This window comes from Bacillus sp. FSL R9-9497 (assembly GCF_038005805.1).
GTDB lineage: Bacteria > Bacillota > Bacilli > Bacillales > Bacillaceae_G > Bacillus_A > Bacillus_A cereus.
This window is the reverse complement of the sequence record NZ_JBBOTY010000001.1, coordinates 2,082,446-2,096,054: the sequence shown is the minus strand read 5'-3', so window position 1 is coordinate 2,096,054 and position 13,609 is coordinate 2,082,446. Positions and strand designations below refer to the sequence as shown.

Genomic DNA, 13,609 nt, shown 5'->3' with positions numbered 1-13,609 from the left:
GTATTGTGTTCGGTACGCTATGAAAAAAGACAATTGCTAGTGGTCCTATCGAATGTATAGTCAAATAAATTCTAATCATACAAAAAGGAAGTTGGAATCATTCCAACTTCCTTTTTTCTTTAATTAGCTGCACTTAATTTAATTCTAAGTTTTGTTTCACCTAAAGAAAGTTCATCGTCTTCGTTCGTTAAGTGACCAAATGTAAATTGTTTAACGAGTAAGTTTTCTTCCAATAAATCTTTATGGTTCGTTAACGTTCTCTGTAGCTCTACTTCTGTATCAAGAATAACATCGACTCGTAAATTAACTGGTAAATTCAACTGTTTACGATATTCTTGAACCGCACGAATGAATTCACGCGCTACTCCTTCTTGTAACAATTCTTCCGTTACATTCGTATCTAACATAACTGTATATTGTCCGTTAGTCGTATTAGAGAATCCTGATTTTGCAACTTTCTCAACTAACACATCTTCAGCAGTTACAACTACTTCTTCTCCTGGTATTGCTTCGTAAACTGCTCTTCCTGTTGATACAAAGTTTTGCACTTCTTCTTGTGATAATTGTTTTAGCCAACCATTCACTGCATTCACATTTTTACCGAACTTCGGCCCCGCTGTTTTAAAATTAAGCTTCAATTGATATGATGTGTATTTTGTTTCATCGAGTTCAACATGGAACGCTTTTACATTTAACTCATCCATAACGATATCACGATAAGATTCCCAATCCATATCATTCTCGTTATGCTCAAGTAATACAAGTTCTGCTAGCGGCTGTTTTACTTTTAAAGAATGCTGATTACGGTTACTTCTTCCAAGTTCAACAACTTGTAAAACAGCATCCATTTCCACTTCTAATTTCGGTTGAAGTAGTGATTCATTTACAACTGGATAATCGGCTAAATGAACGCTGCTTCCTTCTAAATTTAGATGAATGTCTTCCGCGACAAATGGTGTAAATGGTGCAATTAATTTACTAATTGTTACAAGCACTTCATGAAGTGTCTCATACGCAGCTGCTTTCTCAGCGTTCATACCAGATTCCCAGAAACGATTACGTGAGCGTCTTACATACCAGTTACTCACTTCATCTACAAGTGTTGCAATTTCACGAGCTGCATTCGTAAATTGATAATCATCAAGTCCAGTTCTCACTTTTTTCGTTGTACTATGCAACCTTGATAATACCCATTCGTCTAATTTTGTAAGCTTTACATCATACTTTTCTTTCGGATTATACTCATCTAAATTTGCATATAAAACGTAGAAGCTATACACATTGACTAATGTATCTACAAATTTAGATTTCGCTTCCAGTACTGTTCTTTCAGAAAAACGCTTCGCATTCCACGGGGCACTATCAACAAGTAAAGCCCATCTTAACGCATCTGCACCAAACTTATCTACTAAATCAACTGGATCTAGTGCATTTCCTTTGCTTTTAGACATTTTCTGCCCTTCTTCATCTAAAACATGCCCTAGTGATAACACTCGTTTATACGGTACTTTTCCTGTATATAGTGCTGATACTGCTAATAAACTATAAAACCAGCCGCGTGTTTGATCAATTCCTTCTGCAATAACATCCGCTGGAAACTGCTCTTCAAATAACTCTTTATTTTCAAATGGGTAATGATATTGTGCAAATGGCATAGAACCACTATCAAACCAAACATCAATCACTTCTGGTGTACGATTCATTGTGCCTCCGCATTTCCCGCAGCACACTTGCACTTCATCTACATACGGCTTATGCAATTCCAAATCTTCCGGTGTTTCTTTCGTACTATGCTTTCTTAATTCGGCAATGCTCTTCGGTGCGAACTGATGATTACAACTTTCACATTCCCACACGTTTAATGGTGTTCCCCAATATCTATTTCGGCTAATATTCCAGTCCACCATATTTTCTAAAAACTTACCAAAACGTCCATGTTTCATATGATCCGGATACCAAGTAACAGAATCATTATTTTGTAAAAATGTATCTTTAATTGCAGTTGTTCGGATTAACCAACTTTCTCCTGCATAATAAAGTAGTGGTGAATCACAACGCCAGCAATGCGGATAGCTATGTTCATATTTTTCTTTATGATACAGTAAACCTTCCTTCGCTAAATAACGAACGATATCCACGTCACAATCTTTTACAAATTTCCCTTTCAAAAATGGTACTGCTTCTGTATACTCACCTTTTTCATCTACAACGTGCAAAAATGACAATCCTTCACTTTGAACGACTCTATAATCGTCCTCTCCATATGCTGGAGCAATATGAACAAGTCCTGTACCACTATCTCCCGTTACAAAATCTGCTGCAATAACGCGGTAACCATTTGTAACTTCTTTCATCGGAAATGGCGCTGTATAAGATGTGTTTAATAATTCTTCGCCTTTATGAACAGACAATACTTCATAGTTCTCTTTTAATACTTCTTGTACACGTTCTTTCGCAACAATGTATACATGACTTTCTTGTTTTGCTTTAACGTATTCCATATTTGGATGGACAGCAAGCGCAACGTTTGCTGGAAGTGTCCAAGGTGTTGTGGTCCAACCTAAGAAATACTCATTTTCACTATCTTTCACTTTAAACTTCACAGTTGCACTTAAATCTTTTACTGTTTTATACCCTTGTGCAACCTCATGTGAGCTCAATGAGGTTTGGCAGCTTGGGCAGTATGGTGAAACTCTATGTCCTTTATATAACAATCCTTTTTCATGGATTGTCCCCAAAATATGCCATACACTTTCGATATATGGATTCTTTAAAGTTACATATGGATCATCCATATCTACCCAATAACCAATACTTTCAGTGAATTCACGCCACTGCTTCTCATATGTGAAAACACTCTCTTTACACTTTTGAATAAATGGTTCAATGCCATATTCTTCGATCTCATGTTTACCAGAAATACCAAGTTGCTTCTCAACGCCTAATTCTACAGGTAAACCATGTGTATCCCATCCCGCTTTTCTTAACACTTTATAACCAGCCATCGTTTTATATCTTGCTACTAAGTCTTTAATTGTTCGTCCAAGTGCATGACCTACATGCGGTAGTCCGTTCGCCGTTGGTGGTCCTTCATAAAATACGAAAGACTGTGCGCCTTCTCGATTCTGAATTGATTGTTCGAAAATATTTTGTTCGTTCCACTGTTTGCGAATTCGCATTTCTCTTCCTACAGCTGATTCTTTTACATCTACTTTTTCCATATACAATCACTCCTTTGAATATTTTAAAGCACACAAAAAACCCGTCCCTATAAAGTAGGGACGGGTTTACCCGCGATACCACCCTAATTCTATTAGCTTTTTCACTAATAGCACTTAGCAACGTACTATCATACGTGTTCTTTGTAACGGTAGACATCCGTCCGGGCTTACTCACTTTCAGCCTCGGCTCCTCGGAGATGATTTTCAAATAACGTCTGCACACCGGCTTTCAGCAATATACCGGCTCTCTGGAGAACAGCTCACTATTTTACTCTTTCTCGTCTTCAGATTTGTATACTTTGTTAAAAGTTATTTTATGCCATTTAGCAACTAATTGTCAACTAATTCAAAATATATCCTTATCTTTTTCCCCTATTCTTATACAATTACTTTTCAAATTCTCGCAATGCTGCTAAATTTTCATCATCCTCAATAAGTTCAGCAAAGAATCCCGATTCATCCTCACGAAGGACAAATTCAAGCTCTTCCTTCGCCTCTTCATTTCTATTTAACTGCGCTAAATAACAAGCACGATCATATCTTGCTAACAAATCACTCGCGTCAATTATTAATACTTCATTTGTTATTTTTTCTGCCTTTATCGTTTGGCCGACACCATGATATGAAGATGCTAAAGAAAGAAGAATTGCTGTTTCATTTGGATGATGTACAGAAGCATTTTCTAATACATGAATTGCCTCTTCAAACCTTTCTTGACTTTGATATATTTCTCCTAAAGCAAGAAATGCTCTACTTACAAACGGTGTTTGCTCTGTTAATTGTAAGATAATCTTTTCTGCTTTTCTTTCTTCCCCTGCTTTAAAGAATACTTGTGCTTGCAGAAGAAGAGTATCATAATCATCTGGTAGTTCTCGAACCATTTGTTTCGTTAATTCCAAAGCATCTCTTAACATATCTTCTTCCTCGCACTCAACGAAAAGATTTACAAGTTGCTTCGCTACGTCATAATTCCATTTATTTTCTAGTGACGTGTGCAGAATCTCTATTGCTTCTTTATTCATCTCTACATTCTCATAAAATAGCGCAAATCGCTGTGCTGCCATACTATTTTTCGGATTTAACTTTAAAGAGATTTCATATAAATCAATTATCATAGTAACCATTGAAATTTCTTTCGCACGATTTTTCATACGATAAAAAGCTCTCGTAATGATAGATCGTTTCGGCTGTTCATGCAGCTGGCGTTCAATCCATATTTCCGTAACCGCAGCTGCAGCATACATGAATGCTGTACTTCTTTCTGCTTTTTTCACCTTTAATGTATGAAGAAAATCTCGTATGTTAGACAATTTTTTATGTTGCTCTACTGCTTTTACATAAACATCAAATATACGTTCATTATCAAAATCTTTTTGTATTACTTTCATTGCAACTTCAATTGCTTTTACATTTCTTTTTTTCACTAATACTTTTGCATAATGATATAGTACTTCTATATGCTCACCATCTAATTGTAGCGCGTATTCAATCTGTGCTTGTTCTTTATCTGTTTCATTCATCGCTCCGTACACATATGCAATCGCATCTAAACGCCATATTTCAGGTACTTCGTCCGCTAATTGTTCTAGTTCAATCAGCAATTCTTCCTGAAGGTTCATTTCTACTGAAAGCTGTGCCAAATATTCCATATTAATATGCAACGGCTCTTCTTTCATCGCCTGAACCATATGACTTTGTTCTTTAGAACGGTTTTCTTCTTTTTCGTATATTTCCGCAAGCTGTAAATGTACACCTACGAAATTCCCATCAAGCTCTAAGCATGTTTCATACGCCTGCTTTGCTTCCGTCAATTGCCCTAATGCCATAAGTGTTTCGCCAATTCGGTAATACGGTAATGCCGTTTCCATTTGTTCTATCGCCTTATTATATCTTTTCATCGCTTGGCCGTACTGTCCAATAGATTCATATAAAATACCTGCATAACAACCGTACTCACTTACTTCATTTCTTTCTTTGTGTAACGTTCTTAAAAATGCTATACCTCGTTGTACAAATTCCGTTCCTTTAATTCGATTCACATATTCATCTAACGCACTTGCTACATTATAATCACTTTTCTTTATAGCATTTTCTAACTTAGATAGCGCTACTTTAAATCCTTCTTCATTTCCACCAAGTTCAATTTCAGCATCCCATAAAACCATTCCTGCATTCATGAGGAAATCTTGGCTCTTTTCAATTTGCTTCTCAAGACCAAGAATATATTCTTTTGCTTCCTTATATTGTTCTCTTGCCATATAAACTTGTGTAAGTCCGAAGTGAGAATAAACATCCTCATCATTTTCTTCTAAAGCACGCTTATACAATACTTCTGCTTCTTCCAAGCTATCATTTTGAAAATGATAGTCACCTAATTTTACGTAAAGGGGTGCTTTATCATCACAATTCTCAATACCGTTTAATAAAATTTCTTTCGCACTTTCCTCATCCTTCAAATCAGATTCGTATATTTCCGAAAGTTTCGTATAAATGTAAGGTGCATTACTATCCAAATGAATCGCTACTTTAAGCCCTTTTATTGCTAAATATAATTTCCCTAGTTGATGTGCACATCTCGCTCGTTCATACCATACATGCGCTTCATATTTATACTCTTTTAACAAGTCATTAAAGATTTCATATGCTTCTTCATATCTTTCTAAATCTATTAATATTAAACCGTGATTTGTTAAAGTGAACCTTTCAAGACTACGCTCTAACGCAACTTGAGAGTATTGCAATGCTTTTTCAGATTGATCAATATACATATAGGATAAAGCGAGAAAACTCCAAGCAATAGGCTGATCTGCGTCTAATTGTAACGATGAACGAAAGCTTGAAATCGCTTCTAGATAACTTTCCTGTTCAAACGCATATCTTCCGTTTATTAAATGATATAAAGCACGATTATTTTTCTTCTCAACGCTTGTCAGCATTTGCTCCGCTTTCTCTACTTCTTGAAGACGAATAAAACACTGTGCACCATGCAATTTAACAAAGTCCGAGTTCGGAAACTTTTCCATTAACTTATCGATACAATATAAAATAAATTCTTTATCTACTTCAACATCTAAGTGCTTTATCGTATATAACCACGTATTTGGATTATCACTCGTTTCTTTTAAAAATTGTACTAAGTTACTAATTCCCTCTTTGTCATGTTCATCTAAATGATCCGTAAGAGAAAAAATAGATTTAAAATAACGATTTTCTTCTTCACTTAGAAACGCTAGTTGCTCCTTCTTTTCTTTCGGAACAAACGTGATTGCTAAACAGCCTGTATAACGATATTTTTCTTGTAATTTACTATATTCCACAAGAACTGGTTCTATAAAGTTTGGATCTTGAACATAGAAAGCTTGCAATGTATCATCATATCCAGATAACACTTGTACGTGTGAAGCATGCTCAATATCTATACTTAATAAAACAGGAATCCCTTCGTCAATCAGTCTCTTATAATTCTCTTCATTTCCTTTAAAATAACGATATTCATAACCTAATTCTTCTAAATAAGAAACAGTATCTGAAAACTTCGAACCTGTCATATCAAAAATAAACTCTGCTATTTCATCTTGTGTACGTTTCTCTCCCCATATACGCAACATCATCTCTAAACTTGTCGGAACACAATAATTATCCTTTTGTACAATAGGAACTATCGGCAAGTGAACCTTTTTTCCATCCGGATTTTTTTCTAAATTATGATATAAAGATTCTTTTAAACTCTTTTCTTCTTTTAATAGTTTTTGTAAATCTGCAAATTTATTCATTTTGTACAGTGCTTCTGCACGTAAATGTACAAAGTAAGTATTATAGGCATGATATGGCAGCTGAGTATTTATGTTATCTATTACCGCTAACATCTCTTCATATTGCTCTAAATCTAATAAATACTTTATCTTCTCAAAATGAAAATATGGTACTTGTGGGAATTTTACAATCGCATCATCGATTAACTGTATCGCGCGTTTTTGGTCTCCTTTATTCGCATACAATTGTGATAATAAATAGGTAGATAACTCTTCACAATCTTCATGCTGCATGCCAGCAATAAATTGTTCTTCCGCTTTCTCCCATTCACCTGTATGCATATAAACGTAGCCCCATTTATCAAACACTGCGCGTGCACTGTACTCCTCTGCTTTTTGCATATACATTAACGCTTCTTCGTTTCGTTTCATTTCTAAAAGACATCGTACTAACGTAAAATATGTTTTCGCTAAAAAATCTGCATCTATTTCTTCTTTACTTAACTCTTCTAAAGAAGATTTTAACAACTGCTCCGCTTCAAGAATTTTCCGCTCATCAATTAACTCATCACAATATAAAGAGAGCGTTCTCATATTTGGGAATTTTTTATAAGCGTAACGAATGAGGAATGAACTGTATTGGTGCATAAGCCCTTCATCAGTAAGGCGAATTAATATATCGAACTCCTTATGCGAAGGAATATTGGCAAGCCACTTCTTCACATAGGATAAAGTATTCGTTTCTTTTATATATGCAATTTCATTATTTATTTCCTGTAATCCATCTACAAATCTCTTGTCTTTTAAACAAGTTTCTAACTGCTTAAAATCTAGCATGCATTCACCTCGAATTTATATTTAAACTGCTACTTGCTTAGATTTTACACACCATATAGTATGTATTCAACTAAAATCTCTTATAGTGGATGGTATTAATTAATATTATTCAAATTTATAACAAAATATAGTAAAAATGATTGTTTTTCTCCGTATTTTGTTTAATTATATGGAATAACGTAACATGCGGTTTTAATCTTGTAGAAGCTGAAATTAGTACATAAAATTATATCGGCGATAATTCAAATATATCAGCGATTCTTTCATTTTATCGGCGATTTTCAAATTATATCGACCGATTCTTAACATTTATCAGCGATTATATGTCGAATATCGACTTATCGACATTAAACGACAATCCTTATACATCATACCTTTTAACAAACTATGTCACCAAATGTAATTTTCATATTGGGAGCGTATACAAAAGAAGAATACACATGAAATATTTTAAAAAATCGTAGTTCAGCTTCATATTGAGCTAGCGCATTATCATATGTTAATCCTCTGGCTATTAAACGTTCTACAAATTGTTGCTTATCACCCGGATCACCTGCAATCCCCTCTTCTTTTAATGATTGATACAAATCGTTTTTATCATTGTGATGCATATTTGAATCTAAAAAGTTCACTTTATCGCTTACTCTACATTCAATATTTTTCACACCTAATTCACTTAAATATATCGGTATTTTCATGCCTATATTGCCATCTTTACCATTTCTTTGCGTATCACTTTCAAATAATTTCTGCAAAACACCTAGCTGAATAAATTCCGATTGTTTCTCCCCATCTAGTAAATAAGAAGCCATATTAGAAATCCAATGTGGTTCAAAACAGATTATTTTTCCACCCTTTTTAACTGAATGTATCATTTTTTGTAGCATTGTTTCTGGAGTAGTCATATGTAATAAGAAAGCATGACAGATTGCTATATCGTATTTATCGTTCAGTTCAATTTCTGTAGCATCTCCTTCAAGAAATCCTGAATCATACGGAAGTAAACGAAACAACTCTCTGGCTTCAGCTAATAATGTTTCTCCACTATCAATACCTGTATACTTTGAACCTTCTGGGAGTAATGGCATTAATACTAACCCTAAATAACCATATCCACAACCGTAATCAACGATATGTACAGGCTTAGTAATCTTCCAAACTGTATTTACTAAAAAGCTTACATAATCGTCGTTGTAATATAAATCTCTCGTGTTTTTTAAATATGTTAGTTTATTGTTCCAATCATACGTTTCCAACATCTAACGCCTCCTTTTATATACAAAACTAAAGTTCTCTATATAATAGCCGTATTCCTACACTTTTCTTAAAATTTCAAAGCAAAAAGCTAGTGTATTATTAAAAATACACTAGCTTTTTATTTGGAAGAAAAATTTAACAAGTACAATCACAATCAAAACAATCCGTACAGTCTAAATCGTCACAATCTGCTTTTCTCTTTCTTTTGTTTCTTTTAAGATAATAATACAGTAGCCCAAACAATAGTATACAAATAACAAAAGCTATTATTGCTTCTGTATACTTATTTTGAGTCATAAAACCAATTCCACTTCCGCCTGAAATAAAAATTAGAATTAAATAAATCCAGAACATCTATGTAAATACCTCCATTACTATATATCTTAAGATAATATCCATATAACACTAGAGGAAATGAATAATCCCATACCATTACCGCTTAATACACCAGTAGTTATTCTTAGCAAATTTGAGCTACTTCTCCATTTCCACTTTTGGGTGAACCCATCGATAAGTAACGGAATTTGAGCGAAAAATGATAGTATGATTGCCAAAAGAAATGAAGGTGTCATATAAAAATAAATTGGAAACATTAAAATACCAATAAGCATGCCTGTACAACGCGCACATAAAGGTATGTACTTTTGTAGTTTAAAAAAACTCCTATCTAATCTTCTATGACAAGGAATTTGTAAAATAAAAGTTCGAATCAATATGAATCACCCTCTCTAAAAAGATTTTAATTGATTTTGCAAAAAAAATATATATCCAATAAAAAAACAAACCAGGTTTATACTAGACCCAGTTTGTTAGTTTACTACTATGTTACATTTCCTCAGGTGCCTCCACCCCAAGTAAACGTAATCCTTCTTTTAATACAACCGTCACAGCATAAACCAATGCGAGTCTGCTGTCTTTTTCTGCGCTCTCTTCTAATATACGAACATTACCGTAATATTTATTGAATGATTGTGCTACATCTAATATATATTTCGAAATAATAGATGGCTCATTTTTATTGAAAGCTGCTTCAATTACTTGAGGGAATTTATTAAGTAATTTTACGACACTCCAGCTATGATCGTCTTTTAAAGCAAATGTACATGTTTCAAATTCTACACTTTCTTTTCTTAAAATAGAACAAGCACGTGCATGTGTGTACTGTACGTAAGGTCCTGTTTCTCCTTCAAATTTCAGCATATTTTCTAATGAGAATTCGATATTATGCATACGCTCATTTTTTAAATCATGGAAGATGACTGCACCAACACCGACTTGCTTTGCTACTTCTTCTTTTTGTTTTAAGTTTGGATTTTTCTCTTCAATATTTTGTTTTGCAAGTTCGATTGCTTCTTCGAGTACTTCTTCAAGTAAAATAACTCTTCCTTTACGTGTCGACATTTTCTTACCATCTTTTAAAATGAAGCCAAACGGTACGTGTTCCATACCATCAACCCAAGTATAGCCAAGTTTTTTTAATACGGTGAAAAATTGATTGAAATGTAAGCTTTGTTCTGGACCAACAACATATAGCGCTTTATCAAACCCATAAGTGTTTTGACGATATAAAGCTGCCGTTAAGTCACGCGTTGCATAAATCGTCGCACCATCTGATTTTCTAATTAAGCAAGGCGGCATTCCTTCTTCTTCTAAATTAACGACTAATGCACCTTCTGATTCTTCAAGCAACTCATGTTCTTCTAAAATCCCAATAAAATCTTCCATTAAATTATTATAAAATGCTTCTCCCTGAAAATTAGTAAATTCTACGCCGAGAAGTTCATAAATGCGAGAAAATTCTTTAAGGGACTCATGACGGAACCAATTCCAAAGCTCTACCGCTTCTTCATCACCTTCTTCTAATTTCTTAAACCAAGCACGTCCTTCTTCTTCTAGTTCTTCGTCGTCTTTTACCTCTTCATGGAATTGGACATATAACTTAAATAGCTCACGTATTGGATCTTCTTTAACTACTGCTTCATTTCCCCATTTTTTATAAGCCGTAATTAACTTTCCAAACTGTGTTCCCCAATCTCCTATATAATTAATCCCTACAACTTCATAGCCACATTTTTCAGCAATATGTTTCAGCGAATTTCCTATCATTGTAGAACGTAAATGCCCCATCGAAAAAGGTTTCGCGATATTAGGAGAGGAATAATCAATTACTACTGTTTTTTCACAGCCAAAGTGGTTTTGACCGAACTCTTCTTTCTCCGCTAAAACTGTTTTTAATACTGCATCACTTACAGTTTCACGATTGAAAAATACATTTACATAAGGACCAACGGCTTCTACTTTCGTAAAAAACTGATCATTGAATTTCTCAGCAACTTCCTTTGCGATAAGAGCTGGTGCTTTTTTATATTGCTTCGCTAATGAAAAGCATGGGAACGCTGCATCTCCAAATTCATCTTGTTTCGGTGTTTCAATTAAATCTAAAATTTGTTTTTGCGTTAATTCATTCGTGAAAATATTAGATAAACTTTCCGCAAACTGCATTTTATAATCCATGATACAACCTCCTTATTTTTTAAAACACAAAAAACTCGTCTCTAAAAAAGAGACGAGTTTTAACCCGTGGTACCACCCTTGTTGTTCGTTACGAACCACTTTCCCGTTTATAACGAGGACAGGGGGCCTCGGCTTTCTCTACTATTCGTTCAAGAAGCATCTCCGAAGTGCGCTTCATCTTTTTCTTCCGTACTAGGCTCACACCATCCCTAGCTCGCTTTCCTTCTAAAAAAGACTACTCTCTTCATCACAGACAGTATATTTAATTAATTATTGCTTATTATACATCTTTTCAAACAATTAGCAAGGGTCAATTACACCAAAGTGAAACTTAGCACTTTTTCTTTTGTATACGTGGAAATTGTGTTTTTCAAATCTAGAACTACGAAAATGATCTTTTAAAACGACACGTTTTCTCGCCACTCGTTTTGCCTCCGCAATTGTTTCGTCAGTAATATCATGATACAAAGCGAAGTGTTTTAATCCTTTAATTCCGTCAGATTCTATGACAGTTTCTTCAAACATCGGATCAAGGTAAACAACATCGTAACTATTGTCTTCACATTGCGCTAAAAATGAAAAATGCTCCATTTGCTTTACTTGAATTCTTTGCATTGCTTCATCAATTTCAGAAACGGATGAAGACCATGTTTTCAAACCATTTTCCATAATATAAGCCATATACTCATTGCCTTCAAGTCCTGTTACTTTTCCGCTTTCACCAACAACATAACTAGCTACAATACTATCTGATGCCATACCGAGCGTACAATCTAACACTGTCATTCCTCTCTCTAATTGCGTGGCTTGTACAAACGGATCGTGTTCTCCACGCATTAACCTTTTCACACGAAACATCGCTGAGTTCGGATGAAAGAAAAACGATTCTTCCGTACCTTTCGGATAAATAGCTAATCGGTTCTTCCCTACGACAAGCACATCTTGTTCATACTGCTCATGCAGCTTATGTACTGGTATGTCATTACGTTTAACGAAAGAAGCATTTAATTCTGCTGCTACCTCGTTTGCATAATCTGTCATTTCTTTATTCGTTCTTCCTGCTGTTGTTACGATCATGGTTTCACCTCTATATAAAGAAAAGAGGGAGATTTACTCTCCCCCTTCTTTAGCAATTCTTTTCGAAAGCTTGTTCTAAGTTCGTAATAATTTCGTCCATAGTTGCACCTTCAATTTCATGACGGTGAATGAAGTGAACAACTTCTTTTCCTTTTAATAATGCCATAGATGGTGAAGATGGAGGAATTTCTCCGAAGTATTCACGCATTTTTGCAGTAGCATCTTTATCTTGACCTGCGAATACAGTTACAAGATGATCAGGTTGTTTTTCAGCACGAACAACCGCTTGACCTGCTGATGGACGTGCTAAACCAGCTGCACAACCACAAACAGAGTTTACAACTACTAAAGTTGTACCTGATGTATTTTCCATAAATTCTGTTACAGCTTCTTCTGTAGTTAACTCTTCAAACCCAGAACGCACTAACTCTTGGCGCATTGGGATTACCATTTGGCGCATGTATTCTTCATAAGCATTTGACATCTTGTAATCTCTCCTTCAACTTTCATTCCAAATTCATCATATCACGCTCTATTAATAGGTGCAAAAGAAAGATAACGATGATTTCATTTTTTTGTAGGGATTTCACAAACCCCACCGCGGCAATGTCCCACTGGAACAAGTTTTCTATTATTAGCGATATAATCGTATACTTTACTTCCAAAACCAAGTACGATAGATAGCTTTATAAAAGGAACTGCAAACCAATAAGATGGAACGGCCTTTGCTAATACATCTATGCTCTGAATACCGTCATACCACTTATTATTTTTTAAAATATACAGTCTTTGTTCCATCTTACTTTGTAGTTCTTGAGAAAGCTCATACTTCTCAACTACATCTTCATTTCGAAATGAAACAAATTTCATCTTACCCTTTTTATCTAATTTTTTCGTACGTTCTGCAACGGCCGTACACATCGGACACCAACTATCATAGAAAACAATCAT

At 34.7% G+C, this 13,609-nt stretch carries 9 protein-coding genes and 2 other annotated features; all 9 genes read right to left on the bottom strand.

The genetic code is table 11. From position 1 onward, the window contains the following. Window positions 1-119: 119 nt before the first annotated feature. Window positions 120-3,221, bottom strand: coding sequence for an isoleucine--tRNA ligase (gene ileS / locus MKY21_RS10930; RefSeq protein WP_000416537.1), 3,102 nt, complete (start codon window positions 3,219-3,221; stop codon window positions 120-122). 53 nt (window positions 3,222-3,274) lie between these two features. Further along, window positions 3,275-3,515 (bottom strand) — a binding site (T-box leader). 92 nt (window positions 3,516-3,607) lie between these two features. Further along, window positions 3,608-7,810 (bottom strand): tetratricopeptide repeat protein, encoded by a 4,203-nt coding sequence (locus MKY21_RS10925; RefSeq protein ID WP_341076234.1) that lies wholly within the window; start codon window positions 7,808-7,810, stop codon window positions 3,608-3,610. A 377-nt stretch (window positions 7,811-8,187) separates the two neighbouring features. Further along, entirely contained in the window at window positions 8,188-9,066 is an 879-nt protein-coding gene (locus tag MKY21_RS10920) for a class I SAM-dependent methyltransferase (RefSeq protein ID WP_033683862.1), read from the bottom strand. A gap of 136 nt (window positions 9,067-9,202) precedes the next feature. Then, complete coding sequence (locus tag MKY21_RS10915; protein WP_000498604.1) at window positions 9,203-9,421, bottom strand: hypothetical protein; 219 nt, start codon at window positions 9,419-9,421, stop codon at window positions 9,203-9,205. A 29-nt stretch (window positions 9,422-9,450) separates the two neighbouring features. Then, a complete protein-coding gene (locus tag MKY21_RS10910) occupies window positions 9,451-9,780 on the bottom strand; it encodes a DUF2085 domain-containing protein (protein ID WP_000621475.1) in 330 nt (109 codons plus the stop codon). 112 nt (window positions 9,781-9,892) lie between these two features. After that, a complete protein-coding gene (gene argS / locus MKY21_RS10905; protein ID WP_000384914.1) occupies window positions 9,893-11,581 on the bottom strand; it encodes an arginine--tRNA ligase in 1,689 nt (562 codons plus the stop codon). A 45-nt stretch (window positions 11,582-11,626) separates the two neighbouring features. After that, window positions 11,627-11,841 (bottom strand) — a binding site (T-box leader). Window positions 11,842-11,881: 40 nt separating this feature from the next. Next, window positions 11,882-12,658, bottom strand: coding sequence for a class I SAM-dependent methyltransferase (locus MKY21_RS10900; RefSeq protein ID WP_000637457.1), 777 nt, complete (start codon window positions 12,656-12,658; stop codon window positions 11,882-11,884). Between the two features lie 49 nt (window positions 12,659-12,707). Continuing rightward, window positions 12,708-13,142: a BrxA/BrxB family bacilliredoxin gene (locus tag MKY21_RS10895; RefSeq protein ID WP_000063706.1), complete on the bottom strand. Its 435-nt coding sequence runs from the start codon at window positions 13,140-13,142 to the stop codon at window positions 12,708-12,710. Window positions 13,143-13,225: 83 nt separating this feature from the next. Beyond that, window positions 13,226-13,609 carry a thiol-disulfide oxidoreductase DCC family protein gene (locus MKY21_RS10890; RefSeq protein ID WP_000634887.1) on the bottom strand — a complete coding sequence of 128 codons (384 nt, stop codon included), beginning with the start codon at window positions 13,607-13,609 and terminating at the stop codon, window positions 13,226-13,228.

Excerpts from the sequence above, each read along its gene's own strand:
- ileS (WP_000416537.1), bottom strand. The coding sequence starts at position 3,221 with ATGGAAAAAGTAGATGTAAAAGAATCAGCTGTAGGAAGAGAAATGCGA.
- MKY21_RS10925 (WP_341076234.1), bottom strand. The coding sequence starts at position 7,810 with ATGCTAGATTTTAAGCAGTTAGAAACTTGTTTAAAAGACAAGAGATTT.
- MKY21_RS10915 (WP_000498604.1), bottom strand. The coding sequence starts at position 9,421 with ATGTTCTGGATTTATTTAATTCTAATTTTTATTTCAGGCGGAAGTGGA.
- argS (WP_000384914.1), bottom strand. The coding sequence starts at position 11,581 with ATGGATTATAAAATGCAGTTTGCGGAAAGTTTATCTAATATTTTCACG.
- MKY21_RS10900 (WP_000637457.1), bottom strand. The coding sequence starts at position 12,658 with ATGATCGTAACAACAGCAGGAAGAACGAATAAAGAAATGACAGATTAT.
- MKY21_RS10895 (WP_000063706.1), bottom strand. The coding sequence starts at position 13,142 with ATGTCAAATGCTTATGAAGAATACATGCGCCAAATGGTAATCCCAATG.
- MKY21_RS10890 (WP_000634887.1), bottom strand. The coding sequence starts at position 13,609 with ATGATTGTTTTCTATGATAGTTGGTGTCCGATGTGTACGGCCGTTGCA.